The 25,090-nt window shown below is 71.0% G+C and carries 22 protein-coding genes; 11 read left to right on the forward strand and 11 right to left on the reverse strand.

Annotation, left to right across the window (positions count from 1 at the left end; all coding sequences use genetic code 11):
* Position 1 precedes the first annotated feature (1 nt).
* From OEB96_RS13500 to OEB96_RS13510, 3 genes are all read right to left on the reverse strand, one after another.
* Positions 2-1,126, reverse strand: a complete 1,125-nt coding sequence (locus OEB96_RS13500) for a hypothetical protein (protein WP_266216027.1) — start codon at positions 1,124-1,126, stop codon at positions 2-4.
* Entirely contained in the window at positions 1,123-1,629 is a 507-nt protein-coding gene (locus OEB96_RS13505) for a DUF4365 domain-containing protein (protein WP_266216029.1), read from the reverse strand. Before OEB96_RS13505 ends, OEB96_RS13500 begins: the two co-directional genes overlap by 4 nt.
* A gap of 95 nt (positions 1,630-1,724) precedes the next feature.
* Positions 1,725-2,903 (reverse strand): serine/threonine-protein kinase, encoded by a 1,179-nt coding sequence (locus tag OEB96_RS13510; protein WP_266216030.1) that lies wholly within the window; start codon positions 2,901-2,903, stop codon positions 1,725-1,727.
* Positions 2,904-3,298: 395 nt separating this feature from the next.
* Between OEB96_RS13510 and OEB96_RS13515 the strand changes: the two genes are divergently transcribed.
* Genes OEB96_RS13515 through OEB96_RS13540 form a run of 6 tightly spaced genes read left to right on the forward strand, consistent with a single transcriptional unit; the run spans position 3,299 to position 10,187 of the window.
* Positions 3,299-4,114 carry a cell division ATP-binding protein FtsE gene (locus tag OEB96_RS13515; RefSeq protein WP_266216031.1) on the forward strand — a complete coding sequence of 272 codons (816 nt, stop codon included), beginning with the start codon at positions 3,299-3,301 and terminating at the stop codon, positions 4,112-4,114.
* 29 nt (positions 4,115-4,143) lie between these two features.
* Complete coding sequence (locus OEB96_RS13520) at positions 4,144-5,052, forward strand: cell division protein FtsX (RefSeq protein ID WP_266216032.1); 909 nt, start codon at positions 4,144-4,146, stop codon at positions 5,050-5,052.
* 6 nt (positions 5,053-5,058) lie between these two features.
* A complete protein-coding gene (locus OEB96_RS13525) occupies positions 5,059-6,237 on the forward strand; it encodes a murein hydrolase activator EnvC family protein (RefSeq protein WP_266216034.1) in 1,179 nt (392 codons plus the stop codon).
* 17 nt (positions 6,238-6,254) lie between these two features.
* Positions 6,255-8,312, forward strand: coding sequence for an ArnT family glycosyltransferase (locus OEB96_RS13530; RefSeq protein WP_266216035.1), 2,058 nt, complete (start codon positions 6,255-6,257; stop codon positions 8,310-8,312).
* Entirely contained in the window at positions 8,309-9,229 is a 921-nt protein-coding gene (locus OEB96_RS13535) for an adenosine deaminase family protein (protein ID WP_266216036.1), read from the forward strand. Before OEB96_RS13530 ends, OEB96_RS13535 begins: the two co-directional genes overlap by 4 nt.
* 16 nt (positions 9,230-9,245) lie before the next feature.
* On the forward strand, positions 9,246-10,187 hold the full coding sequence (locus OEB96_RS13540) for a DsbA family protein (protein ID WP_266216037.1): 942 nt from the start codon (positions 9,246-9,248) through the stop codon (positions 10,185-10,187).
* 52 nt (positions 10,188-10,239) lie between these two features.
* Here OEB96_RS13540 and OEB96_RS13545 read toward each other — a convergent pair whose 3' ends face one another.
* The 5 genes from OEB96_RS13545 to OEB96_RS13565 all read right to left on the reverse strand — a co-directional run bounded on the left by OEB96_RS13545 (position 10,240) and on the right by OEB96_RS13565 (position 14,468).
* Positions 10,240-11,433 (reverse strand): MFS transporter, encoded by a 1,194-nt coding sequence (locus OEB96_RS13545; RefSeq protein ID WP_266216038.1) that lies wholly within the window; start codon positions 11,431-11,433, stop codon positions 10,240-10,242.
* A gap of 26 nt (positions 11,434-11,459) precedes the next feature.
* Positions 11,460-12,059 carry a TetR family transcriptional regulator gene (locus tag OEB96_RS13550; protein ID WP_266216039.1) on the reverse strand — a complete coding sequence of 200 codons (600 nt, stop codon included), beginning with the start codon at positions 12,057-12,059 and terminating at the stop codon, positions 11,460-11,462.
* A 173-nt stretch (positions 12,060-12,232) separates the two neighbouring features.
* Complete coding sequence (locus OEB96_RS13555) at positions 12,233-13,159, reverse strand: nucleotidyl transferase AbiEii/AbiGii toxin family protein (RefSeq protein WP_266216040.1); 927 nt, start codon at positions 13,157-13,159, stop codon at positions 12,233-12,235.
* The gene (locus OEB96_RS13560) at positions 13,156-13,764 is read right to left on the reverse strand and encodes a type IV toxin-antitoxin system AbiEi family antitoxin domain-containing protein (protein ID WP_266216041.1); all 609 of its coding nucleotides are present in this window, start codon (positions 13,762-13,764) and stop codon (positions 13,156-13,158) included. The genes OEB96_RS13555 and OEB96_RS13560 overlap by 4 nt, the downstream gene beginning before the upstream one ends.
* 44 nt (positions 13,765-13,808) lie before the next feature.
* Entirely contained in the window at positions 13,809-14,468 is a 660-nt protein-coding gene (locus OEB96_RS13565) for an RNA polymerase sigma factor (RefSeq protein ID WP_266216042.1), read from the reverse strand.
* 201 nt (positions 14,469-14,669) lie between these two features.
* Between OEB96_RS13565 and OEB96_RS13570 the strand changes: the two genes are divergently transcribed.
* On the forward strand, positions 14,670-15,782 hold the full coding sequence (locus tag OEB96_RS13570; protein ID WP_266216044.1) for an S-(hydroxymethyl)glutathione dehydrogenase/class III alcohol dehydrogenase: 1,113 nt from the start codon (positions 14,670-14,672) through the stop codon (positions 15,780-15,782).
* Between the two features lie 85 nt (positions 15,783-15,867).
* Positions 15,868-17,241 carry a Na+/H+ antiporter NhaA gene (nhaA, locus tag OEB96_RS13575; protein WP_266216045.1) on the forward strand — a complete coding sequence of 458 codons (1,374 nt, stop codon included), beginning with the start codon at positions 15,868-15,870 and terminating at the stop codon, positions 17,239-17,241.
* A gap of 32 nt (positions 17,242-17,273) precedes the next feature.
* On the opposite strand, the gene OEB96_RS13580 is transcribed toward nhaA, so the two are convergent.
* The 3 genes from OEB96_RS13580 to OEB96_RS13590 are packed head-to-tail and all read right to left on the reverse strand — an operon-like array spanning position 17,274 to position 20,021.
* Positions 17,274-17,939: a tetratricopeptide repeat protein gene (locus OEB96_RS13580; protein WP_266216047.1), complete on the reverse strand. Its 666-nt coding sequence runs from the start codon at positions 17,937-17,939 to the stop codon at positions 17,274-17,276.
* A gap of 6 nt (positions 17,940-17,945) precedes the next feature.
* Complete coding sequence (locus OEB96_RS13585) at positions 17,946-19,364, reverse strand: serine/threonine protein kinase (RefSeq protein ID WP_266216048.1); 1,419 nt, start codon at positions 19,362-19,364, stop codon at positions 17,946-17,948.
* A gap of 54 nt (positions 19,365-19,418) precedes the next feature.
* The gene (locus tag OEB96_RS13590) at positions 19,419-20,021 is read right to left on the reverse strand and encodes an RNA polymerase sigma factor (RefSeq protein WP_266216050.1); all 603 of its coding nucleotides are present in this window, start codon (positions 20,019-20,021) and stop codon (positions 19,419-19,421) included.
* A gap of 32 nt (positions 20,022-20,053) precedes the next feature.
* Between OEB96_RS13590 and OEB96_RS13595 the strand changes: the two genes are divergently transcribed.
* The 3 genes from OEB96_RS13595 (at position 20,054) to OEB96_RS13605 (ending at position 25,070) form a co-directional block, all read left to right on the forward strand.
* Positions 20,054-21,382 carry a hypothetical protein gene (locus tag OEB96_RS13595; RefSeq protein WP_266216051.1) on the forward strand — a complete coding sequence of 443 codons (1,329 nt, stop codon included), beginning with the start codon at positions 20,054-20,056 and terminating at the stop codon, positions 21,380-21,382.
* The gene (locus OEB96_RS13600) at positions 21,379-23,241 is read left to right on the forward strand and encodes a right-handed parallel beta-helix repeat-containing protein (RefSeq protein ID WP_266216052.1); all 1,863 of its coding nucleotides are present in this window, start codon (positions 21,379-21,381) and stop codon (positions 23,239-23,241) included. The genes OEB96_RS13595 and OEB96_RS13600 overlap by 4 nt, the downstream gene beginning before the upstream one ends.
* A 113-nt stretch (positions 23,242-23,354) precedes the next feature.
* Positions 23,355-25,070 carry a DUF1592 domain-containing protein gene (locus OEB96_RS13605; RefSeq protein ID WP_266216053.1) on the forward strand — a complete coding sequence of 572 codons (1,716 nt, stop codon included), beginning with the start codon at positions 23,355-23,357 and terminating at the stop codon, positions 25,068-25,070.
* Positions 25,071-25,090 lie beyond the last annotated feature (20 nt).

Raw genomic sequence — 25,090 nt, forward strand, 5'->3', positions numbered from 1 at the left:
ATTAGTCTTCGGACTCGGAGATCACTCCAAACCCCCCAGGATCGCGCAGAACGTAGCGACGCCCCTCCTTGATCAAAGTGCCCATTACGCGCACGCGCCGGGCTTCTCGATGAGCAAGCATCGCCTGGGCATAGGCCTCCTGCGACAGCTTCATGTGCACCTTCGGGGTGCCCGGACGGTCCTCGATCGTAGCGATGAGAACGACGTCACCAGGCTGGGTCGGATCCGTGGCCTCTCGATCGAAGCTGGCAACGTAGCCCTCGACCACCGTGCCCGGGGAAGGCGAAGACTCTCGCAGGACGCGGGCGATCTCGCCGAGTGGCTCGAAGACTCGATGGTCGAACGTCACCGAGCGAAACGGCAGGGACGGCGGTCTTCGTCGAGCGGCCCAGGAGAAGCCTATCACCAGCGTACCGCGACCTGGAGGGCGAAGCCCCGACAGAGCAGCCAGGAAGTTCGAACTCAAGCCCTTCTCGGCGCCTCTCAGCAGGTGCTTGTCGTCCCCCGCGCTCAGTGCCTCGGCAGCAATGTGCAGCGCGTTGGCCAGCATCGTGGTCACCCTGCGCGAGAACGGATCCTCGACCTCGGCATCCCCTACCTCGGGGGAAACGGGAACGAGTACGGGCGAGAGATAGCTTCCGATGCGCGAAGGTGCTTCGCGGCACGAGGCGATGAACGCCGCGGGTTCCGAGCGAGAGAGTCGGGGATGGTGCGGCAGCGGCTCGATCACGGAGTGTGCCGTGGACAGCAGCAATCGCCTGCGCTCCTCACGAATGCGGATGCCGTCGTCGACCGAGATCGTACCGTCCTCGGTCTCTGCGCCGTGGTAGCGAAAAGAGAGCACGTCCGCACCCGGCTGGCCCAGCTCGAAGATGATGGCGCGAGCGGAGCGCTTCTCCACCAGGGTCAGGATCTCGATGAGCTCTGCGACTCGCCGGTCGTAGTCCACGAAGTCCTGGCGCTTGGGAACCTCGACCGATACCTGCCCCTGCGGGGTGGCTCGCGAGTAGCTCCAGTACGTTGCCGATTCGTTCTCGTCGTCGTCGACCCAGCCCGCGGCAACGAGATAGCGGCGTAGAGCCGATGGCGGCAGCCGTGCTGCGTCGCTGGCCCAATCCGGCTTCATAGGGGTTCCTTGCGGCTCACCTTCACCATGAGCGAGTGGAGCGCCGTGGGGGAGAGGACCTTTTGCTTGGGGATGCGGACGGTGGTGCTGTCCCTGGTGTCTTCGATGGGACCGCGGCCATGCAAGCTGTCCCAGTATGCACATCGACGCAACACCAGGGACTCGGGTGAGTGGCGAACCCACTCGAGCTCTTCCTTGGGCAGCATGAGCACGACCAGGATTCGAGGTGAGCAGGCGTCGCTTCGCAGCTTGTCGTAGTGGCTCCTGGACAAGGACCAGGAGATGTAGTCATCGTGCACGTGGCGCTGATCGCTCGACGACTTCAGCTGGAGGTCGAGCTTCGGCCCAGCCAAGATCCCGCCTCCCAGGACGCCCGCAGACCCGATGGTGACGTCGAGGCAGTCGTCGTCCTGGCTCCAAACGCCGAGCTTGAAGCCACAACGGGCGGCAATGGCGGCGACGTACGCCTTGCTGAGTTCCTCCCGTTGTTGCTCTGGTGTCACGAATGTGGGCTGCCTCGCGCCTCGGTGACGCGATCCTCTCGCAGCCCAACGTGAAGCTCAAGGCAACGCAAGGAGCACCCACTGTGGCCCATGGCTCAGCTCTGGGCCGGGCGGCGGGTGCGGGCGCGCAGGTATGAGGCAGGCACGTGGGCAGCGCGGGCGTGCACGGTGCCGCGCTTTGCCTCGTGCTGCACTGTCTCGGGTTCGACGGGCCGCTCGCTCAGGGGTGTGGTCGCGGAGGCCTGCACCGGCTCGGCTCGGCTCTCGCTGGGGCGCGGGGGCTGCAGTGCCGAGCTGAGCGCCGCCAGTAGGATCCCCGCGCCCACGCCGACGATCCGCCAGCGCCAGCTTCGCGTGCCCTTGGTGCGATGGCGTCGCTTGGGCTCGGCGTCGCCGCGGGCCACGACGTCGTCGAGCGCTTGCAGCAGCGCGCTCATCGAGGCGAAGCGGTCGTCGGTGTCGGCCGAGAGCCCGCGTCGCAGCACGGCCCGCACGCCCATGGGCACGTCGAAGCCACCGGTGGAGGGCGGCCATGGGCGCAGGCGCCCGCGCGAGGTGGCCTCGAAGAGCTCTTCGGCGGTGTCACCGGCAAACGGGAGCCGGCCGTAGAGCGCCTCGTAGACCACGACGCAGAAGCCGAACTGATCCGAGCGGACGTCGCCCTGGCCGCGGAACTGCTCCGGGGCCATGTAGGCGGGCGTGCCCATCAGCGAGCCGGTCTGGGTGATGCGGCCGTCGGCCAGCTCGCGGGCGAGGGCGGCGCGGTCGAACCGGCCACTTTGGAGCTCGGCGTGGTGCTTGGCCAGGCCGAAGTCGAGCACGCGAACGCGGCCGTCATCGCCGACCAGCACGTTGTCGGGCTTGAAGTCGCGGTGGGCAAGACCGGCCTCGTGGGCGGCGACGAGCCCCTGCCCGGCCTGGCGGAGCACCGCGAGGACCTCGGACCAGGCGGGGGCGTCACGCAGCCACTCGGTCAACGTGCGGCCGCGGACCAGCTCCATCGCGATGTAGCCCTGGCCCTCGGCCTCGCCCACGTCGTACACGCTGACCACGTTGGGGTGATTGAGCCGACCCATGGCCCGGGCCTCGCGGCGGAAGCGGGCCTGGCTGGCGGGTGAGCGGTCGGCCAGCACCTTCACCGCAACGCGACGCCCGAGCGCCTCGTCCTCGGCCTCGTAGACGACGCCCACCCCGCCCGCGCCGAGACGCCCGTGGACCCGGTAGGGGCCCACGCGCGGGGGGAGGTCGGCCGGGCGCCCGAGGCAAGGCGGCATCGCTGGGTTCGATGCCGCCTCGCGCTCGGACGCCGGGCGGTTCGGTACGGACGGACTGGTCGGTGCCGGTGCCGGAGCCATCGACCGCACACGAGGAGCCGGGGGCATCCGGCGGGCTCGAGTGGGCGGGGCGACATCGGCCATGGTCGTCCGCCAACTTCGCAAGCATCGTGCCCGTTGTCGTACCGAGCCGTGATCGAAGCGATCCAAGGGGTTGCGGCGGCGGATGGAGGGTGTAGCGCGGTCTGCGGATGACATGATGTCAATCGTTCCCGACACGACTTGTCGACGTGTCCGCTCGGAACGAGAACGTCGCGAACGCGCAGCGGATCTTGCGCTGGCCAATTTTTGGACTCCTGGGGCCCAGGCGTGCTTGGAAGGTGGTCGGAGCAGCCATGGCCATCATCGAGCTGAGCGACGTCACCATGACCTACGGGCGCGGCCCTGCGGCGCCGCCAGGCGACGCGCAGCGACGGGCCGCCAGGAAGGACGAGCGCCGGGCCGCGCTGCGCGAGGTGAGCGTGGCGGTAGAGGAAGGCGCGTTTGCGGTGCTGATGGGCCCCTCGGGGGCCGGCAAGAGCACGCTGCTCAAGCTGGTGCTGGCGATGGAGCGGCCCGACGAGGGCACGATCCGCGTGGCAGGGCGCGACATCCATCGGCTGCGCCGAAGCAGCATCCCGTATCTGCGCCGCAACGTGGGGGCCGTGTTCCAGGACTTCAAGCTGCTGTCCGATGCCTCGCCGCTGGAGAACGTGGCGCTGGCCCTGCAGGTGCTGGGCATGCCGCCGGGCGAGGTGAGGCGGCGGGCGGCTTCGGCCCTGAGCCAGGTGGAGCTGGATCCCGATGCGCATCGCCCCGCGCGGTGCCTGTCGGGCGGCGAGCAGCAGCGGGTGGCAATTGCCCGGGCGCTGGCGGGCGAGCCGGCGATCCTGCTGGCCGACGAGCCCACCGGCAACCTCGACCCCCGCCTGACCCGAGAGATCCTGGATCTGCTGGCGCGGGTGCGCGAGCGAGGCACCACGGTGCTGCTGGCGACGCACGACCCGTTGGTGCTGGATCATCCGGCGCTCACCCAGCAGATCCACCTCGAGCACGGGCGCCTGGTGTCGCTGCATCAGGCGACGCGGGCCTACGGTCGGTGCGAGGACGAGGACGGGATCCCGGCGATCCTGCCCGCCGCATGGCCCGAACCGGCGGGGGCGGTGGCGTGATGGACCGGAGCACGATGAGCCACAGCTTGATGAGCCGGTTCCGACCGTTGTTCTCGTTGGGCTACGTGGTGAGCCGCGGGCTGCGGGGCATGGCCCAGGCACCAGTGGTGCAGCTGTTGGCGGTGAGCACGATGGCGGTGTGCATGCTGCTGCTGGGCGTGGTGATGCTGGTGTGGAGCAACGCGCAGGGCATCGTGCATGCGTGGGGGCTGGACGTGCCGGTGACGGTGTACCTGGTGGACCACGCCGAGCCTGCGGCGGTGGATCTGATGGTGGAGCGCATCGGGGCGTTGCCCGAGGTGACCCGCGTGGAGCGGGTGTCGTCGGAGCAGGCGCTGGAGCGCTTGGCCGAGGGCCTGGGCGAGGACGGTGCCTTGGTGGAGGGGCTCGATCCCGCGGTGCTGCCACCATCGCTGGAGATCGAGCTGGCCCCGGGCATCGACCCCGACTTCGGGCACGTGCTGGCGGAGGGGCTGGCCGAGCAGCCGATGGTGGAGGAAGTGGCGGTGGCGGGAGCCTGGGCCGGCCGCGCGCACGATCTGCTGCGCACGCTGGAGGACCTGGCGCTGGGCGCGGGGCTGCTGGTGAGCCTGGCCTGCATGGCGATCGTGTGGAGCACGATCCGGCTGGGGGTCTACGCGCGGCGGGCCGAGCTGCAGATCCTGCGGCTGGTGGGGGGCACCGATCGCTTCGTGCACGGGCCGTTCGTGTTCGAAGGAATGGTGCAGGGAGCGCTGGGCGCTGGGCTGGCCCTGGGCATCCTTTGGGTGGGCTTCGATGCGGCGGCGCCGTTCCTCGAGCGTGGGCTGTCGCTGCTGTTTGCGGGGGGTGCCTTGCGCTTCTTCTCGCCGCAGGAGCTGGCGATCGGCGTGGCGCTGGGCGCTGGGCTGGGCCTGTTGGGCGCTCGGGCGGCGGTCGGTCGCTACGCGGAGGTCTAGGACGAAATGGCACGGCTCGCACGAATGCTCGGTGCACCGCGGAGCCCTCGACGGGAGGGACGGAGGCGTCGGCTGGGCTGGGCGCTGGCCGGGCTCGGCATGGCGCTGTCGGTGGCGGTGCCCGTGCACGCGCGCGTGGGCTGGAAGGAAGCGGCCAGCCGACTCGAACGGGCGATCGACGCGGAGCTGGGCCTGACCCGGCAAGCGGTGGATCTCGAGCGAGCGGTGGCGACCCTGGAGCACGAGCAGGATGGCGCGAAGTACGGGGCGGCCATGCTCGACCACGCGGGGCGCGAGAGCATGCGCAGGCTCGATGCCTATCGGGCCGGACGAGCGGAGCGCGAGCGGGTGGTGCGGCAGCGTGCCCGCGCGATGGCGAAGGCGGCCCGAGGGGGCATTGCCCGGATCGTGCTCGACGAGGGAGATGGCGATCGGGATCGAGCCGATCGGCTGGCGCGTGGACGCGATCTGCGATGGCTGGTGCGGCACGATCTGCGCGAGCTGTCGGCCTACCAGCGCGCCGAGCTGCGCGCACGCAACGAGCTGCTCGATGCCGAGCGCCAGCTCCAGGCGCTGTCGGTGCTCGCGACGGTGCACGACGTGCAGGGCGAGCTCATCGGCGCGGCGCAGGGGGCCACGGGGGCGGCGTTGGCCCGAGCCCACGGCGAGCGCGATGCGCTGCTGTCGAAGGCGTCACCACGGGCCCGCGCGCGGGCGGCTCAGAAGACGCGCCTGGCCGAGCTGCGCGCGAGTCGGGACGAGCTCGAGCGGCTGCAGCACACGGGGGGCGAGGGGCTGGTTCGGCCGGTCCGTGGTCGGGTGGTGGGGCGGTTCGGTCACTACTCCGATCCGATCCTGCGCCTGCCCATGCTGCGCAACGGCGTGGAGCTGGCCGCGCGCCGCGACGAGGACGTACGCGCGCCCGCGGACGGCCAGGTGGTGATGGTGGCCGAGCTGCCGGGCTTCGAGCAGGTGGTGGTGATCGATCTCGGCGATGGCCGACTGGTGATGCTGGGGCGGCTGTGGAAGGCCACGGTGGCCGAGGGTGATCCGGTGACGGCGGGTGAGATGATCGCGTCGGCGGCCCCCAAGGTCCTCGACGACGGGCTGGGCTCGAGCGTGTACCTGGAGCTGCGCCACGGGGACAAGCCGGTCGATCCGGCGCCGCTCTTGCGGCGAAGGTGATGGAGAGCAGGCGCCCCATGCACGCGCCGGGCTCCTCCGTCGAAGGCTGGGACCGCCGAAGCTGGGCGTGGCTGCTGGTGGTGCTCGCGGCCGGGGCGGTGGTGCTGCTGTGGGGGCTGGAGGGCGGGACCATGCGGGTCTACGACGAAGGCCTCTACGGCCAGCTCGGGCGCAACGCCCTGGAGCACGGCCAGTTCATGCATGCGGTGGATCGGGAGGGAGGGCTCTACCCGGGATTCACCAAGCCGCCGCTGTCCATCGCCTGCGTGGCGCTGTCGTTTCGCGCGCTGGGGGTCTCGATGTTGGCGCTGCGACTGCCGTTTGCCCTGTCGATGCTGGGGCTGTGCGCGGTGGCCTTTTGTTGGGGGCGCCGGATCGGGGGCCTGGCGATGGCGGTGGGCTGGGCCGGGTGCCTGCTGGGGGTGGCGGCGTGCATGCGCTGGGGCCGAGTGGCGTGCGTCGAGCCGATGCTGATGCTGTGGATCGTGCTGGGGCTGTGGGCCTACCACGAGGCGCTGGTGCGTCGGGGCGGCTCGGGCCTGCTGTGGGCGGTGGGGGCCGGCGTGGCGCTGGCGCTGGCGATGGCGACCAAGCAGGTGGTGGTGGGGCTGGCGGTGGTGCCGATCGTGGGGCTCGAGCTGCATCGTCGCGAGGGGCGGCGGGCGCTTCCGCGGCTCGCCCTCGCGCTGGGACCCGCGGTGGTCGTGGGCGTGGCATGGCTTTGGTGGATGACGAGCCGCTTTGGCGACGCGGCGATCGACCTCTACGTGCGCACGGGCGTGGTGCGGCGCGTCGCCGGGTTCGAGTCGGGACACGGGGCGCGCTCGCTCAACGAGCTGGCGCGCACGGTGAGCGAGGCGTGCGAGCCGTTCCCCTGGGTGCTGGGGGTGGCGGGGCTGGTGTTGCTGCTGTTGATGCGCCCCGCGGATGACCGACGTGACGATGGCGCGCCGTTGCTGGCGGGGCTGCTGGTGACGGCGGTGGTGGTCTACGACAATCTGTCGCAGTCGCTGGTACCCTGGTATGCGCTCGACGTGGTGGTGCCGCTGACGGCGGGGCTCGGGTTCCTGGTGGCGGGGGTGGTGGAGACCCGCGGGGATCGACTGGGGATGGCGCGGACGGCCGGCGGTGTGCTCGCCCTGGGGGTGGGTGCGGTGGGGATGTTGGGGTCGGTGGTGTCGCAGCTCGACGTGGCGGTGCTCGTGGGCGTGGCGGCGCTGGGGGTGATGCGACGCCCGGCGCTCGCCGGAGCGGGGCGCGTGGCGCTGATGGGGGCGGCGGCGGTGGCGTTCGTGGTGGGTACCCTGCACGATCCCACGCTGTGGCTTCCGCCCGGTGGCCACGAGCAGCTCATGCGGACGCTGGCGGCCCGCGGGGTGACGAGGGTCGACGTGGACGCCGACACCAGGCTCGGCGGCGAGTACCCGCTGGTGACCTACTATGGCCCTGCGGCCCGGGTGGTGAGGCGGCCGCCGTGGCGGGGTGAGGGCGACGAGGCCCCGCAGGCGTATGTGACGAGTGCGCTGTGGCCCCTGGAGCTGCATCCCGAGGATGGCAGCGAGATCGTGCGCGCGCCGGGGGTGATGGCGTTCTTGGGCGGGGATCCGCGCCGTGCTGCGTGGACCTCCGCAACGCTCGATGCGTTGCTCGACGCCGGCCCGCTGACCTTCGAGGCCGAGCACATGCCGAGCCAGCGCGATGACACGCTCCGGTCCGATCCGACGGCCTCGGGCGGTCGCGTCCGTGCACGGGTGCCCGATGGGCCGCGCGAGAGTCCGTTCGTGCTGACGCATGGCCCCGACCTCGGGCTGCCCAGGGGGCGCTACGTGGCGAGGTTCTGGCTGCGCTGGGATTGCGGTGGTGCGGTGGGCGGGCAGCCGGCGGCGCAGGTGCGGGTGATCGCGAGCAACGCGATCGTGGCCGAGCGCGAGGTGGGCTGCGAGGACGGCGAGCCGTCTGGCGGCTTCGAGCCGGTCGAGGTCGACGTGGTGCTCCCGCGCAAGGCGGTGGTGGAGCTGCGGGTGCACTACGTCTCGGGCGCGGTGTGGCACGATCGCACCGAGCTCGTCCGATGAACGCCCCGCTGCTGCCCCCGCTGGCCGACCTGCACCGCCACCTCGATGGCTCGCTGCGCCCGAGCACCTTCGCCGAGCTCGCAGCGCCGCTCGGACTCACGATCCCCGAGGACTTCGGCTTCCATCCCGGCATGGGCTTGCAAGCCGCGCTCGATTGCTTCGGGCTCACCCTGCGCGTGCTGCAGACGCCGGCGGCGGTGGAGCGGGTGGCGTGCGAGATCTGCGAGGACGCCCGGGCCTCGGGGGTGAGCACGCTGGAGCTGCGCTTCGCCCCCCAGCTCCACCAGGCGGCCGGTGCCTCGATGGACTCGATCCTCGACGCCGCGGTGGCGGGCTGTGCGGGGCGAGCCGGGATCATCCTGTGCGGTCTCTACGGTGACCCGCCGGAGCTGGTCGAGCAGCTGGTCGCGCTCGCCCGGCCCCGCCGCGGCGTGGTGGGGCTCGATCTGGCGGGTGGCCCCGCGCCGGGTCATCGCTTCGGCATGGAGGCCTACGTGCCGGCGTTTCGTCGTGCGCGCGACCTCGGGCTGGGCCGTACCGTTCACGCAGGGGAAGGGCGGCCTCCGGCGGAGCTCCGCGTGGCGATCGAGCTGCTGCTGGCGCAGCGGATCGGTCACGGCACGACCCTGCTCGAGGACCCGGCCGTGACCGCGCTGGTGATCGAGCGCGGGGTGACCCTCGAGGCCTGCGTGACCTCCAACCTGCACACCGGGGTGATCCCGAGCATCACCGCGCACCCGATCGCCTCGTGGATGGCCCGGGGAGTGCGGGTCTGCATCGCGACCGACAACACCTCGATGTCGCACGTGGACGCGCCACGGGAGCACGCGCGCGTGGCCGAGATTCCCGGCATGACGCGGGCTCGGCTGCACCAGGCCATCGCCCAGGGCCATGCCGCCGCGTTCGACCGGCGATGAGGCTATGATGCGCCCGATGGTGCCCCCGCTTCGCTCCGCCCCGTTGCGCTCCACCCTCGGGCTGGCCCTGGTGCTGGCCTTCATGCCGGCCTGCGACCAGCGCAGCGACGAGGAGCTGCGCTCGATGATGAGCGAGGTGGCGTCGAGCCAGGTGAGCGCGGTCGAGAGCAAGCTCGGCGCGGCCAACGACGACCAGACGCGCCGGCTCGAGACGCTCGAGCGCGAGGTCGCGGAGCTGCAAGGGCAGCTCGCCGGGCTCGAGGGGCAGCTCGCAGGGGCGAAGGCGGAGCTCGAGGAACTCGGCAAGGCGCCGCCTCCCAAGCCGACCACGCCCAGCATGGCGGGCCGGCCCGATCCCGCGTCGACCTATCGCGTGGAGCTCGGCGACGCGCAGACGATCGGACCCGCCGACGCGCTGGTCACCATCGTCACGTTCTCCGACTTCCAGTGCCCGTTCTGCTCGCGGGTGTCTCCCACGATTGCCGAGCTGCGCAAGTCCAACGGCGACGACCTACGCTACGCGTTCAAGCACAACCCGCTGGGCTTCCACAAGGACGCGCGGGCGGCTGCGATCGCGGCCGAGGCGGCGGGGGAGCAGGGCAAGTTCTGGGAGATGCACGACAAGCTGTTCGAGAACCAGCGCTCGCTGACCGAGTCGAACTTCGTGGCGTGGGCGCGCGAGCTGGGCCTGAACGTCAAGCAGTTCGAGCGCGATCTCGCGAGCACCGCGATCGCCGACCGGGTCGATCGCCACCAGCGGCAGGCCAACGATCTCGGCGCGCGCGGCACTCCGGCGTTCTTCATCAACGGGCGCTTCTTGTCGGGTGCGCAGCCGCGCGAGAGCTTTCAGCGGCTCATCGACGAGGAGAAGGCCAAGGCCGCGGCCAAGGTCGCGACCGGAACCCCGCGCTCGGGCGTCTACGCGGCGATGATCGCGGGCGGCAAGACCGAGCCCTGAAGACTCGGGCGCAGGCGATCGCGGCGGCGGGGATCGGCCTACGCAGGGGTGCTCAGGTCACGGCTGGCTCGCGAAGGAGACCCGGGCTCCACGCCAGCCCCACCGCGAGCAGGCTGACCACGCCGCCGAGCACGAAGTTGGGACCGTAGCCGAGCCAGTGCGCGGTGAACCCACCGAGCGCGGCGGAGCCCAGCGAGGCGAGCACCACGAGCGAGGCCTGCAGGGTGTAGTCGGTGGCCGCGTGCTCGGGGCGGCAGCGGTCCATCATCAGGGTGAACAGGGCGGCGGTGGCCAGGCCGCTGGCGAGGTGTTCGAACACGACGGGGCCGTAGAGCTGCATGGGCCCTGCGCTGGGATCCACGCTGAGCGCGTAGCTGGCGACCGAGAGCGCCTGCAGGGTGCCGAACCCGAGCAGCGCACGCCTTCGCCCCAGGCGCTCCACCAAGGCGCCGCCGAGCAGCGCGCCGCACAGGCCCGCGCAAAAGCCCACCGTGCCGAGCAGGAGCCCCAGGTCGGCCAGGCCCAGGCCGCGGTCGACGTAGAACGGGCGCAGCATGCTGGTGCCGAGATAGTCGCCGGCCTTGTAGACGACCAGCACCGCGAGCCATCGTCGTCGCGCGGGGTCGGCCGCGAAGCGGCGCAGTGAGTCGAGCACGCTGGGCTCGGAGGTCGTGGGGCGCGGGCGCGGTGGCTCGCAAAATCGCCACACGGGGATGGTCGCGAGCAGCAGGATCCCGGCGGCGCAGGTGAAGGTCCACGCCCAGCCCCAGTGCTCGAATGCGACGAGCAAGGCGCCGCCGCCCACGATCATCCCCACGCGATAGCCGGCCACCTGTACTCCGTTGCCCAGGCCGCGCTCGTGCCGAGCCAACAGATCGACGGCGAGGCCGTCGGTGGCGATGTCCTGGGTGGCGGCCACCAGGTTGGTGAGCAGCACGCCGAGCATCAGCCAGGACAGCGAGTGCGAGGGATCGGCGAGGGCGAGCGAGAGCAGCACTACCACGCTGGTCAGCTGCAGCGGCACGATCCACGCCCGTCGCGAGCCATGGCGATCGACCATGGGCGCCCACAGGGCCTTGAGCGCCCATGGCAGGGCGAGCAGGGTGCTGCTTCCGATCACCGCCAGCGACACGCCTTGCTGGCGCATCACCGCGGGCAGGGCCTGGGTGAAGAACCCGAACGGCAGGCCCTGCGAGAGGTAGAGCGCGGTGAGCAGGCCGAGCTTGCGCGGAGTGGTGAGCGACACGGGCGAGGCTATTTGGATCGGGCTCATCATCCACGCCTCCCGGTCAGCGTGCGCCGCAACGAGCGGCGCAGCTCGGGGGCGGCGCTGCCCGGGGGGACGACCTTGGTGCTGGCCGCGAGCTGGTAGTAGCCCTCGATCGTGGCCAGGGTGAGCACGGCCAGGCCCTGGGCATCGACGCGCACGTCGTGCTCGCGGGCGACCTCGTGCAGCAGCGCGGTGAGCTGCTGCAGGCGGCGCTCGACCACCGCCCGGTAGCGCTCGCGCACGTCGTCGTCCTTGAGGGCCTGGGCGCCGATCCACACCCAGGCGGCCACCGCGTCGGGCTCGGCATCGTCGCCCTGGGCGAGGTGGGCGTCGATCCAGGCCTCGAGCCGCCCCCACGCCCCGCGGCGGCGGGCCGACTGGCGCTCGTATCGGGAGGTAACCAGCACCTCGAGGTGGTCGAGCAGCGCGTGGAGGATCTCCGCCTTGTTGCCGAAGTGGTGGTGCAGCAGGCCCGCGGCGAGCCCGGCCTCCTTGGCGATGGCCTGGACGGAGGCGCCGTCGAAGCCGGTGCGCGCCATCACCCGGAGGGTGGCCTCGACGATCTGCAGGCGGCGCTCGGAGGCGTTGGAGGGGCGGCCCATAAGTTGATTGTATAACCAACCAATGAACGACGGAGAAGGACCCCGCAAGTGCGGGGACTCCGCGGCTCTTCAGGAGGCCGCGCATGCTCGATGGGACGGGTGATACGAAACGCCGGTGATTATGAGCGATGTTTAAACGTTTCGTATCGTACGTCCGATTGTCTCCACGACCACTACTCCGGATTCGATCGCCACGGACCGCCCGCTTGCCATCGAGTCGCGGGAAACGCCGAAGCCTGGGCGGCCATCCGAAGCGGCATCTCGACGAATGCGGCGATCGTGGTGATCGTGTCTGACAAGCTGCCAGCATCGACCGCACCCGACTTGCGAACGAAGCCGGTCCACTGAACGTTCTTGCCTGCGTCATCGGCAAACGCCGTCGTGAGTGCAAGTGGAAGTCCCCGGGGCAGTGGCGTTCGTCGTCGCTCGAATGTTGTTCGAATGGCGCGCGACAGCACTCGTCCGTCGAAGTCGAACATCCTCGCGATCAAGGCGAGGTCGTAGAAGTCCTTCATTCGGCTGTTGGCCATTCCGAGCTGCACCATGGCTTCGAGCTTCTCTGCGACGACCGTCTCGCGCGGGTACACTCGCAGCCGAGGCGCAGGGAAATCGAGTAGCGACGGAAGTTCGACCAGCACCGCCTTCGGCGTGATCGCATCCCCGAAGCCCACATCGACCTGTAGCCGCAGCTTCGCGGACGTGACGTGGGCGATGACCTCGACCCGGACACCACCGTATACTTGGTCCTCGCGAATGGGTCCGACTTCCATGGAATTCGGATCGAACACGACACCGTCCTCGACGGTGGGCGCCAAGACCTGCGTGAAGACCTCGCGAATGTGCGCCTCACTGCAATCGCCGAGGCCAAGAAGATCCACGTCTCGCGTGGCTCGGTGGGGCTTGCCGGTCCAGAACGTGAACAGAGCAGCGCCCTTGAGCACGAAGGAGCGCCCATGCGGCGATGCTCCGAGTCGGAAGAGGAGGCGCTCATTGGCATAGCGCGTGAGCAGACGCTGAAAGTCCTCGCCGTGCGCGCGCGCCAGCCGAAGCAGACGACCACGTACCGACGCGCCACGATCCCTGGGCGGCTGTTTCGTCATGCAAGCGCCTCGACGTACGGACGCATGACCGTCTGGATGCGGTCGGCACGGGCCGCATCCATCAGAGCGTCGAGCCCGCTTCGCCGCTGGCGAAGGTAGGCCCGAAGGGCTGCGATCGCGACGTCGAGACCGACGTGGCGTCGGTATCGAAAGCAGTCGGCGACGGTCTTGGCCGGAGTCGTGAGCCGCAGCTCCACACCCTCGATCGTTCGTGTCTCGATGCCATGCTCGCGCGCGGCACCGCTGGCACGAACGACCTCGAGCCTTGGGTACTCGATCTTCGGCGTACGCGCGTGCCCGTCGATGAGTATCCACACCGCGTGCGGTGCCTCGGTGGTCAGCCCGTGGACCTGCAGTGCGCTCAGCAGACAGATGATGGCGTGAGGCACACGCTTGGCCACCTGGGCGAGTGAGTGGAGCTCGGTGACGGGTGCGTCGACGAGTCGATAGAGTCCGCGGTCGACCTGCTCGAGCACGCCACGTTCACAGAGGCGTCCGAGATAGGCACGTGGGATACCCGCTCGATCGAGGTCGCGCGCGCGTATCGGCCCCAGCTGGGCGAGCCGGAGCAGCGCTTCGGTCTTCGTTGGCGGGTTCTGCGGCATGATACTTGACGTCGGCTATTGACGCTTTTAACATGCACTTCGTATCAATCGCCGTCCAGCTCGCTCTTCCGTAGCTCCCTGACCTCCCGGGCCCAGCGCTCGAGGTCCTCGACCGAGACCTCGGGAGCCTCGCCGCCGCGAGCCCCGACGTAGGCGAGCAGCTCGCGCTGGACCTGCTCGCGCAGGCGCTGGAGCCCTCGCTGGAGACGCCCGCGCACGGTGCCCTCGGGGATGCCGAGCACCTCGCCGATCTCGCGGCCGCTGAGGCCGTCGAAGTACATCAGCTCGAGCACCACCTGGTCGCCCACGGGGATCCGGCGCAGCGACTGCACGAATGCCTGCGCCTCGCGGCGACGCATGACGATCGAGGAGGCCGAGCGCGGGTCGAGCTCGTGCACGCACACGGTGGCGAAGTCGAGCTGCTCGCGCTGGCGCTTGCTCTTCTTGCGGATGTACGTGTAGAGCACGTTGTTGGCCACGCGAAACAGGAAGCGCCGCACGCTGGTCTCGCCGCGAAAGCCCTCGGCGGCCTGAAGGCACCCGAGGAAGGTCTGGCTCACCAGGTCGGCCACGTCGGTCTCGTTGCAGACCTTGTTGCGGAAGAACCAGGTGATCTCGCCGATGCGGCGGCGCACCAGCGCGTTGCCGGCCTCGCGGTCACCGCCCTGCCAGCGCTCCAGCAGCTCGCGATCGGGGTCGCTCACCCGATGAAGCGTACACCCGGGCCCTGGGGCCGTCGTCGGGTGCGATCGTAGGCCCAGGAAAGCGAGATCACCCGGGTGCGCACGATTTGGCGGCCCGCTTCTCCAGGGGCCCGCTTCGGCGCTATCGTCGGCTCCGCGCCGCGCTCGGGGCCGTTCCCGAGGCACTCCTTTCGATTCGCGGCGCGGGGAGAAGGACGCACGATGAAGGTCAAGGCCGCCGTTGCTCATGCCGCAGGACAACCGCTCACGATCGAGGAGGTCGACCTCGACGGACCCCGCGCTGGCGAGGTGCTCATCGAGATCAAGGCGACCGGGGTGTGCCACACCGACGCTTACACGCTGTCGGGTGCCGACCCCGAGGGGCTGTTTCCCAGCGTGCTCGGACACGAGGGTGCTGGCGTGGTCGTGGACGTGGGACCCGGCGTGACCTCGCTGAAGAAGGGCGACCACGTGATCCCGCTCTACGTGCCGGAGTGTCGCCAGTGCGACTACTGCACCTCGGGCAAGACCAACCTGTGCCAGGCGATCCGCTCCACCCAGGGCAATGGGCTGATGCCCGACGGCTCCTCGCGGTTCTCGGCCGAGGGCGGCAAGACGCTGTTCCACTACATGGGCACCTCGACCTTCGCCCAGTACACGGTGGTGCCCGAGATCGCGGTGGCCAAGATCCGGCAGGACGCGCCGTTCGACAAGGTCTGCTACATCGGCTGCGGGGTCACCACGGGCATCGGCGCGGTGATCAACACGGCCAAGGTGGCGCCGGGTGACAACGTGGTGGTGTTCGGGCTCGGCGGCATCGGGCTCAACGTGATCCAGGGCGCGCGCATGTCGGGTGCCAACATGATCGTGGGGGTCGACATCAACCCCGCCCGCAAGGCGCTGGGCGAGAAGTTCGGCATGACCCACTTCGTGAACCCGACCGAGGTGGAGGGCGACCTGGTGCCCTACCTGGTCGAGCTCACCAAGGGCGGCGCCGACTACTCGTTCGAGTGCGTGGGCAACGTGAAGGTGATGCGCCAGGCGCTCGAGTGCTGTCACAAGGGCTGGGGCACCTCGGTGATCATCGGGGTGGCCGGAGCCGGCGAGGAGATCGCGACGCGCCCGTTCCAGCTGGTGACGGGCCGGGTGTGGAAGGGCACCGCCTTCGGTGGTGCCAAGGGCCGCACCGACGTGCCCAAGATCGTCGACTGGTACATGGACGGGAAGATCGACATCGATCCGCTCATCACCCACACCATGCCGCTCGAGAAGATCAACGAGGCGTTCGAGCTGATGCACCACGGCGAGTCGATCCGCAGCGTGGTGGTGTTCTAGGCGATCGGCGCCCAAGACGCCGGCGGGGCGACCCTCGACGGCGTTTGGTGGCCAACGGGGCGGGGTGGGGTAGGCTCGGGCGGCCATGGCCTCGACGCACGACCAGAGCTCTGCCGACGACCTCCCGCCCGCCGAGCGGTCGGTCGTGATGCCGATCGATCGCGTACTGGCGCCGATGCGCGTGTTCGCGGCGCACAAGCTCGCGGGGGCGGGCCTGCTGCTGCTGGCCACCGCGATCGCGATCGCGTGGGCCAACTCGGCGTGGGCCGAGGCCTACGAGCACCTGCTGCACCTGCCCACGAGCATCTCGCTGGGATCGCTGACGCTCGAGAAGTCCCTGCATCACGTCATCAACGACGGGCTGATGGGGATCTTCTTCTTCCTGGTGGGCCTGGAGATCAAGCGGGAGATCCTCGTGGGCGAGCTGTCGACCCCGGGCCAGGCCGCGCTGCCGGCCGTGGCGGCGCTGGGCGGGATGCTGGTGCCCGCGCTGCTCTACTTCGCCATCAACCCCGAGCCCCCGCTGCGCGACGGCTGGGGCATCCCCATGGCCACCGACATCGCCTTCGCGCTGGGGGTGCTGGCGATCGTGGGCGACCGCGTGCCCTCGGGCCTCAAGGTGCTGCTGACGGCGCTGGCGATCGTCGACGACATCGGTGCGGTGCTGGTGATCGCGATCTTCTACACCGATCAAATCGCCACCAACCTGCTGCTGCTGGGGCTCTTGGGCTTTGGCGTCTCGGTCCTGATGAACATCCTGGGCGTGCGCAGCTGGCAGGCCTACCTCGTGGTGGGGCTGCTCGTGTGGCTGGCATTCTTGCAGTCGGGGGTGCACGCCACGATCGCGGCCCTGCTGATGGCGTTCACGATCCCGGCGCGCACGCGCATCGACGGCGAGCTGCTGATGGGGCGGCTCGAGCGAGCCGTGAAGCGCCTGCGCCGGGTGGGACCCCCCACGACCTCGGGCCTCAACACGCACGCGCAGGAGGACGCGTTGCACGACCTGGTGGTGATCCACGACTCGGCCACGGCGCCGCTGCAGCGGCTCGAGCATGCGATCGTGGGGCTGGTGACGTTCGTGATCCTGCCGGTCTTCGCGCTCGCCAATGCGGGCGTGAGCTTCTCGGGGATCGGCCTGGGGGCGCTCGGGGAGGGCATCGCGCTCGGCGTGGCGGTGGGCCTGGTGGTCGGCAAGCCCGTGGGCATCGTGGCGTTCTCGTGGGTGGCCGTCAGGCTGGGGATCTGCCGCCTGCCTCAGGGCGTCGCGTGGCGGCACGTGCTCGGCATCGGCCTGCTGGGCGGGATCGGCTTCACCATGGCGCTGTTCATCGGAGGGCTCGCGTTCGGCAGCCCGGCCGAGCTCGCGGCGGCCAAGCTGGGGATCTTGAGCGCCTCGGTGGTCGCGGCGGTGGCGGGGTTGGTGGTGCTGCGCGGTGCGGGGCAGCGCGCGCAGACCTGAGGCCCGCGGGTTCGTGCTCGCGGTTCGCCTGCCTAGCGACCGCGGCGAGCGACCACTGCGAGGCGGATGACGCCGACGAGCGCGAGGGTGATGCCCACGGAGGTCGCGGCGACTCCGGCTCGGCCCACCCCCTGCCAGCGCCGTGCATGGGCCGAGAAGGCGTCTTCGTCGATGGTGGGGGGCGGATGGGCGAGCTCGTGGGCGGCTCCGATCCACAAACCGGAGCCCACCGCCCCCACCACGAGGCCACTGCCGGCCAGGGACCATCCCACGGGGTCTCGCGTCCAGTGCCGTGCGCGGGGCTTGGAGGCGTCGGGCTCCAGCGCCGTCGACGTGGCGGGAGGCTCGGCGGGCTCGGCGGGCTCGGCGGGTCCAACGGGCTCGGTCGGCTCCACGACGCACTGTTCCCGGACCGAGCGGGAGGCGTCGAGGATGGCGGCCGGGGGCTGGCTGGCCTCGAGCGCGTCGAGCAGCGCATGGGCCCGCTCGCAGTGCCCCATGGCCACCTCGGCCCGCGCATGACCGAACAGGTACTCGGGCCGTGGGTCGTCGCGATGGGCCCGCTCGAACAGCTCGGCCACGGCGGCGTTGTCCCCCGCGTCCCATAGCTGCTGCGCGCGGGTGATGATCTGCTCGAAGCTCTCGGGCGCGGGCGTGCTCACGACCGTCGCGAGGATCGAGATCAGCAGCAAACCCATCCGGCTCTAGCCCCCCTCCATCCACGGGAACAGCGGCTCGCGCTTGGCATCGGCCGGCGGCTTGGAGGCGCCGCGGCGAGACTTTCGCTTGCTGCCCTTGGAGCGCGCAGCGGCTGGCGCCGCGGAGCTGGCCGCATCGGCGGCGGACGAGGCCTTGGCCGGCTCGGTGCTGGCATCGCGCTCGACGGTCTCGGGGGCGTCGACGCGCTCCGTGGGGCCGGCGGGCTCGGGAGCGCCCGCCTGCACCACGGGCGTTGGCGACGACTGGGGGGTGGCGTCGTTGGCCGTGGGCAATGGATCGGGCAGTGGATCGGATGCAGGCTCGTCGTCGTGCGTGGCGAGGGCCGAGAGCCCATAGGCGCCGGCGATCACCGAGAGGACGCCGACGAGGCCCACGCGGCTGGCCCAGCCCCATCGTCGCACGCGCGTGCTCTCCTCGGTGACGGGCTCGACGTCGAGGTCGAGCGGCGCCGGGGCAGGTACGTGGGCTTCCATCCAGGCCGCGAGCTCGAGCTCGGAGAGGTGGATCGAGCATGCTCGCGCCACCTCCTCGATGCGCTGATGGAGCTCCAGCGCGGACGCGGGGCGCCCGGTGGGGTCGGTGCACAGGGCCTGGGCGATGACGCCCTCGAGCGCGGCCGGGTACCCCGGCACGACCTCCGAGGGTGGCATGTAGCGGCCATCGTTGATCCGGCTCATGACCTCGAACACGTTGGTGCCGCCAAAGGCACGACGGCCGGTCGTGGTCTCGTACAGCAGGATGCCGAGGTTGAAGATGTCGGAGCGATGGTCGAGCTTGCTGCCCCGGCACTGCTCGGGCGACATGTAGCCCGCCTTGCCCTTGACGGTGCCGGTGGCGGTCATCGAGGTCTGGGCCATGGCCTTGGCGATGCCGAAGTCGACCACCTTCACCTGGCCGTCGGGTCGGATCATGACGTTCGAGGGCGAGACGTCGCGGTGCACGATGCCCATGCGGCAGCCATCGGGCCCGAGCGCGGTGTGGGCGTGGTGCAGGGCGCGGCAGATCGCCATCACGATGGTGAGGGCCGCGGACAGCGGCAGCGGTCCGTGGGCGCGGCCCAGCACGGTGCGCAGGGTGTGGCCGTGGACGTACTCCATGGCGATGTACGTGTCGCCGCGCTCGCGACCCAGCTCGTAGATCTGGATGATGTTGGGGTGGTCGAGCAGCGCGGCGATCTTGGCCTCGTGCTCGAACAGGGCGATGAATCGCTCGTCGCCGGCGAGGTGGGGCAGCACCAGCTTGAGCGCCACCGCACGACGAAATCCGCGGATGCCCTCGGCCCGCCCCAGGTACACCTCGGCCATGCCCCCCATGGCCAGGCGCCGAATGATGGTGTACCGACCGAAGCGGGTGCCGGCCGGGATCTCGGCCCGCTCGCGCTGGTTTAGGACGGGGCTCCTCACTCGACGGCAGTGTATATCGCAGCGCCGCGGCGCCGCCGGGGTGGGGCGCGATCGCTAGGCGAGCGAGCGGAGCCAGCGATCGAAGTCGTCGGCGATGGCCCTGCCGCGCTGCGGGCCGAGCCCCGCCTCGATGCGGGCGCCCACCAGCTCGCGCGCACGCGCCAGGCGCGAGGTCACGGTGCTCGGCGGGACCGCGAATACTTGCGCAATTTCCGCTACTTTCATCGACTCCCAGTAGTAGAGCTGGAGCGTCATCTGCAGCTGCACGGGCAGCGTGGCCAGGCCCTCGAGCATGGCGGACTGCTCCTGCCGGAGCGCGGCACAGCGGCTGGGCGTGAGCACGGTGTCGGGGCCCTGCGCGGCTCGAAAGCCGTACATGCGTTCCTGGCGCTCCTGACTGCGCAGGTACAGCAGCAGCCGTCGACGGGCGATGCCAAACAGGAACGACTTGAACGAGGCGTCGCCGCGGAAGCGCTCGCGGCTCTCCATGCAGGCCAGCAGCGTGGCCTGGGTGAGATCGTCGGCGACCTCGGGCGCCTTGACCTCGAAGAAGCGGCGCAGCGACGGCACATGGCGTCGCAGCAGGCGATCGCCCGCGCGACGGTTGCCCTGCGCCCACTGCGCTAGCAACGCGTAGTCGTCGGGTCGTCCAAGCACCGGGCCTTTGGTTACACTATTTCGGCGGACGCGTGAGCAACACGAGCATGCAGGGATCCCGGCGAGCGCGGAGGGGTCGAGGCTCGCCGCGGGGGTGGGTGCTGGGGCTGTCCGCGGGCCTGGGCCTGGGTGCTTGCCTCGAGCCCACGACGCGACCCTGCCGCGCCGACGAGGAGTGCCGCCTCGACGACCGCAAGGGCACGTGCGAGCCCGATGGCTACTGCGCCTATCCGAGCGCCGAGTGCCCCTCGGGGTCGCGCTACGGGCCGTTCGCGGCCCAGGCGAGTGCATGCACCGTGGACTGCACGGAGGTGAGCCCCGAGCTGGCGTGCGCCGACGATCCCGGCTGCCCGGCGACGTGCGAGCGCGGCGATCCGGTGCTGCTGATCACGTGGAGCCGGCCGGGGGCGGCGGTCGAGCCCGTTGCGCTGGCGGCAGGGCGCAGCGGCCTGGTGGCGGTGACCGGGGCGATCGACGGCGAGCCTCTATTGGTGCTGCTGCGCGACGACGGCACGGTGCTGCGCGACGACGTGGCGCTGACGCCCGGCACCACGGGGCGCGCGGCGGCGGTGGGCGGTGACGATGCGGTATGGGTCGCGCTGCAGACCACCGATGGCTCGCAGCCCGGGTCGCGGGTGAGCCTGCATCGGCTCGATGGCACGGGGGCCGTGCTGGGCGGCGTGGGCTGGGCGACGCGGGGCGAGCAGGGCGTGGTGGGCCTGGGCGTGGACGATGATGATGCGGTCACGGTGGGAGGCCGGCTCGACGGGCGCGCGTGGCTCGAGCGACGCAGCTCCGGTGATGCGCTGGTGTTCGGCGAGACCTGGCCGGAGGACGATCGCTCGATCGAGCTGGTCGACCTGGCGGTGACGCGCGGCGGACGGGTGGCGCTGGTGGGCGCGAGCGCCGACGGCGAGGCCGGGCTGTGGCTGGTCGATCCCGGCGGTGCGCTGGGGCTGCGGCTCGGGCTCGAGGAGCTCGGCGCGCGCACGACCCCCGGGGCCGTCGCGCTGGGGCCCAGCGGCATGGTGATCGCGGGCACCGGCGCGGGATTGCCCTGGGCGCTGTTGGTGGGCAACGCGGGCACGCCGGGCTGGCTCGTCGAGCCCGAGGGCGTGGAGCGGCTGGCCGACGTGGTGCTCGACGATCAGGGGAGGGCCACGCTGATCGGCACGGGCGAGGGCGGCACGGCGGCGTGGATCGAGCAGCGCGACTGGGCGGGGGAGCTGCGCTGGAAGCGTAGGCTGCCGCCCGAGGCCGGGCGGGCGGTGGCGGTGGCGCTCGATGCCGAGCAGCGCCCGCTGGTGCTGGGGGCGACGCCCTCGGGCGATGGGCTGTGGCTGCGGAGGTTCGAGCCATGAGGATCCGCGTGGGGCTGGCGGTGCTGGTGGGGGCGGGGCTCCTGGGGTGGTCCCCGTGCGCGGACGCGTGCCAGTGGTTCGTCGACGGCGACGCCGAGCCCGGGGGTGATGGCACCGCCTCGTCGCCGTTCGACTCGATCGCGCAGGCGCTGGCGGCCCCGCCGAGCCCCGGCGACGTGGTGTGCCTGCAAGAGGCCGACGAGCCCTACCCGGGTTTCATGATCACGGGGGTCGACGGTACGGCACAGCTGCCCATCGAGCTGGCCGCGGCCCCGGGCCATGCGCCGATCATCGGCGACACGGTGGTGGTGCGCGACGTGAGCCACTGGGTGCTGCGCGGGCTGACCTGGGACGGCCGCGAGGTGGGCGAGGGCCGGGCCCTCACGGTGGAGGCGATCGGCGCCGATGTGATCGGCCTCGAGGTCCGCGGCTGCACGATCGTGCACTGGCCCAACCATGGGGTGGTGGTGGGCCCTCCGCAGAACGGCTTGGCGATCCGCGACGTGGTGGTGGCCGACAATCGCATCCGCGACGTGACCTACGCGGGCATCGAGCTCGACGGGGTCGACGACGGGGAGGTGGTGGGCAACGTCGTCGAGCAGGTCCGCTGCGGTGACAACGGCTACAACTCGTACGCGGGCATCCAGCTCGGCTACGGGGCGCAGCGCATCACGGTGGCCCACAACACGGTGCGAGATCAGCCCGAGTGTCTCGAGCTCGAGGGCGTCCACACCCAGGGCATCGAGGTGCGGGAGGGCGCGGCCGACGGGGAGATCCACCACAACCTGATCGAGGACATCCGCAGCATCTCTACGCCGAGCGGGTTCGCGGGCGGGATCTCGCTGCACGACGGGGCCAGCCGCTGGTGGGTGCACCACAACGTGACCCGGGCGATCGGGCTGCAGGGTGGTGGATGCAGCCTGTGCGACGCGGCCGATCACTATGCCGGCAACGCCGGCGACGACTGCGATGCTCCCGGCTGCAACGCCGACAATCGCTGGGAGCACAACACGGTGGTCGACGCGGCGACGGGCATTCGCCTGGGCAAGACGCTCGGCACGGTGGTGTCGAGCAACGTGGTGGTGGCACACACCACGCTGGTGCAGGCGTTCCGCGACGATGCGGAGTTCACGATCGACCACCAGCTCTACTGGCAGCACGGCAATCCGCTGCTGTTCAAGCGCAACGGCGATCGAGCGAGCCTGGAGGAGTGGCAGGGGGCCTGCGAGTGCGACGCGGCCTCGCAGGTGGCCGACCCGCGGCTCGACGTGGGTGATGGCGTGACGCCGATGCCGGACGGCCCGGCGATCGACGCGGCGCCGTCGTTGCTGCCGCATCACGGAGCCGCGCCAGATCTGGGGGCCCTCGAGGCGCCGGTGGTGCGTGCGGCCACGGTGGAGGCCAGCGATCCTTCGCGGGTGCGACTGACGGTGGAGTCCCGCGTGGCGCCCCCGCTCGAGCCCCTGGGGGGCTGCGAGGGCCTCGAGGTCCAGGTGGGCGGCCAGGTGGTGGTGGCGACGGGGTGCACGGCCACGCTCGACGAGCCTGCGGGCGAGGTCACGGTGATGCTGTCGCTGCTCGAGCCGCTGTGGCGCGACGCCGAGGCCACGCTCGTCCACACCGGCACGCTGACCGACGTGGCACGCATCGGGGGACGCATGGGTGCTCGCGTGCCGGGGTTCGTGCTGGCGCTGGACACCAGCGGCCTGCCCGAGCGCATGGACGAGCCGGTCGGCAACGGGCTCGGCGAGGACGAGGACGGCTGCCACCTCGTGCCCGCCGCGGAGGGCCCGCTGGGGCTGCTGGGGCTCGTGGGGCTGCTGGCGCTGGGGTGGCATCGCCGACCGAAGAATCGGTGAGACCACCCCGTGCGATTACTTCGTGGACGGATCGGCGCCAGGGGTTACTTGGTCCGTGAAGCCGGGCCGACGGCGACCGCCGCAGCCGAGCTTCCCCAGACCGGAGCCTTCCCATGTCCCGATCCACGCATCGCCGCCCTCGCGGCCGGGCGTGGGCGTCGCCGCGCCCTTCCGTGCGCCTCGACCCCGCGCTCGTCCTCGCCAGCCTCCTGCTCGTCCCCGGGTGCTACCAGGGGCTGTCCTCGTTCGACCAGCAAGATCCCACCGATGGTGGCTCCTCGAGCGGGGCCGACGGTGCCGATGACGACGAGAGTGGCGGGGACGACGGCCCCGCCGCCGCGTGCGTGCCCGGCCAGGTCGTGGCGGCCCGTGCCCCGCTGCGCAGCCTCACCACCACGCAGTACCGCCACGCGGTGACGGATCTGCTGGGGACGAGCGTGGTCACCGAGGAATCGCTGCAGCACCTTCAGCTCATCACCGACGGCGCGCAGGGGGGCTTTGCCTCGACCACGGCCGGCTTCGACCCCGAGCTGACGCGCCGCTACCTCGAGCTGGCCGAGGGTCTGGCCGAGGTCTACGTGAGCGACCGGCTCCCGCAGGTGCTCGCGTGCGACTGGGCGCAGACCAGCTGCATCGACACGCTGCTCGACGGCCTGGGTCGGCGCGCGTTCCGACGCCCGCTCGATCCGAGCGAGCGGGCCGACTTCGTCGGGCTCTACACCTCGTTGCGCGACCAGCAGGGGCCATCGATCGCGGTGCAGGCCCTGGTGACCGCGCTGCTGGCCTCGCCCGCGTTCCTCTACCTCGAGGAGGAGGTGGTCGAGCTGCCTGGCGACGGCCAGGAGGGCGTGGTGCTGCTCGATCCCCATGCCACGGCCTCGCGGCTGTCGTTCTTCCTGTGGAGCAGCGTGCCCGACGACGCGCTGCTCGACGCGGCGGAGGCCGGCGAGCTCGACGAGCCCGAGCAGATCGAGGTGCAGGTGCTGCGCATGATGGACGATCCCCGGTTCCTGCGCACGGTGGAGAGCTTCCACACCCAGTGGCTCGGCGTCGGGCACCTCGACGACCTCGAGCTGGGCGACTCGATGACCCGCGAGCTCGTCACCTTCGTCGACGACCTGTTCACCGCGGGGGACTCTCGCATCGAGACGCTGCTGGGCTCGAGCCACACGTTCGTCGACGCGGACCTGGCTGCGCTCTACGGGGTGGAGCCGCCCGCCGAGCCGTTCGGGCGCGTGGAGCTCGACCCGCAGCAGCGCGCGGGCGTGCTCACCCAGCTGGGCTTCTTGCAGCACACGGGGGCGATCTTCCCCGAGGTCCATCGCGGGATCTTCGTGCGCGAGAGCCTGCTGTGCAGCACCTTGCCTCCGCCGCCCGAGGGGGCGGTCGACGCCAACGCGGGGCTTGAGACCTCGCGGGTCGAGGATCCGGTGTGCGGTGCGTGCCACCGCTGGACCGACCCCATCGGCCACGGCTTCGACAACTACGACGGCCTGGGGCGCTTCCAGTCGCTCGACGCCGACGGCGATCCACTGCAGGCCGACGGCGAGATCGAGCCCATCGGCGCAGACGGGGTGGAGGGCACGTTCGAGACCATCCCCGAGCTGGCCCAGCTGCTCATCGGCGAGCCCGAGGTCAATCGCTGCTTTGCGATCCAGTGGTCGCGCTACGCCCTGCAGCGGCTCGACACCAGCGCCGAGCGCTGCACGATGGATGCCTTCTCCGAGATCGTGGCCACCAGCGACGGAGACCTGCGCTCGCTGGTGGTCGCCATCGCCACCTCGGAGTGGTTCCGCTCGCGTGCCGCCAGCGACTTCCAAGCCCCTTGATGCTCGACTCGTATCGCAGG

Source organism: Paraliomyxa miuraensis, from assembly GCF_026337845.1.
GTDB lineage: Bacteria > Myxococcota_A > Polyangia > Nannocystales > Nannocystaceae > Paraliomyxa > Paraliomyxa miuraensis.

What these genes read in the sequence shown, in the direction of transcription:
- OEB96_RS13560 (WP_266216041.1), bottom strand. Translation starts at nt 13,764, where the DNA reads ATGCCGCAGAACCCGCCAACGAAGACCGAAGCGCTGCTCCGGCTCGCC.
- OEB96_RS13555 (WP_266216040.1), bottom strand. Translation starts at nt 13,159, where the DNA reads ATGACGAAACAGCCGCCCAGGGATCGTGGCGCGTCGGTACGTGGTCGT.
- OEB96_RS13550 (WP_266216039.1), bottom strand. Translation starts at nt 12,059, where the DNA reads ATGGGCCGCCCCTCCAACGCCTCCGAGCGCCGCCTGCAGATCGTCGAG.
- OEB96_RS13520 (WP_266216032.1), top strand. Translation starts at nt 4,144, where the DNA reads ATGAGCCGGTTCCGACCGTTGTTCTCGTTGGGCTACGTGGTGAGCCGC.
- OEB96_RS13535 (WP_266216036.1), top strand. Translation starts at nt 8,309, where the DNA reads ATGAACGCCCCGCTGCTGCCCCCGCTGGCCGACCTGCACCGCCACCTC.
- OEB96_RS13600 (WP_266216052.1), top strand. Translation starts at nt 21,379, where the DNA reads ATGAGGATCCGCGTGGGGCTGGCGGTGCTGGTGGGGGCGGGGCTCCTG.
- OEB96_RS13525 (WP_266216034.1), top strand. Translation starts at nt 5,059, where the DNA reads ATGGCACGGCTCGCACGAATGCTCGGTGCACCGCGGAGCCCTCGACGG.
- OEB96_RS13570 (WP_266216044.1), top strand. Translation starts at nt 14,670, where the DNA reads ATGAAGGTCAAGGCCGCCGTTGCTCATGCCGCAGGACAACCGCTCACG.
- OEB96_RS13605 (WP_266216053.1), top strand. Translation starts at nt 23,355, where the DNA reads ATGTCCCGATCCACGCATCGCCGCCCTCGCGGCCGGGCGTGGGCGTCG.
- OEB96_RS13500 (WP_266216027.1), bottom strand. Translation starts at nt 1,126, where the DNA reads ATGAAGCCGGATTGGGCCAGCGACGCAGCACGGCTGCCGCCATCGGCT.
- OEB96_RS13580 (WP_266216047.1), bottom strand. Translation starts at nt 17,939, where the DNA reads ATGGGTTTGCTGCTGATCTCGATCCTCGCGACGGTCGTGAGCACGCCC.
- nhaA (WP_266216045.1), top strand. Translation starts at nt 15,868, where the DNA reads ATGGCCTCGACGCACGACCAGAGCTCTGCCGACGACCTCCCGCCCGCC.
- OEB96_RS13540 (WP_266216037.1), top strand. Translation starts at nt 9,246, where the DNA reads ATGGTGCCCCCGCTTCGCTCCGCCCCGTTGCGCTCCACCCTCGGGCTG.
- OEB96_RS13530 (WP_266216035.1), top strand. Translation starts at nt 6,255, where the DNA reads ATGCACGCGCCGGGCTCCTCCGTCGAAGGCTGGGACCGCCGAAGCTGG.
- OEB96_RS13510 (WP_266216030.1), bottom strand. Translation starts at nt 2,903, where the DNA reads ATGCCGCCTTGCCTCGGGCGCCCGGCCGACCTCCCCCCGCGCGTGGGC.
- OEB96_RS13515 (WP_266216031.1), top strand. Translation starts at nt 3,299, where the DNA reads ATGGCCATCATCGAGCTGAGCGACGTCACCATGACCTACGGGCGCGGC.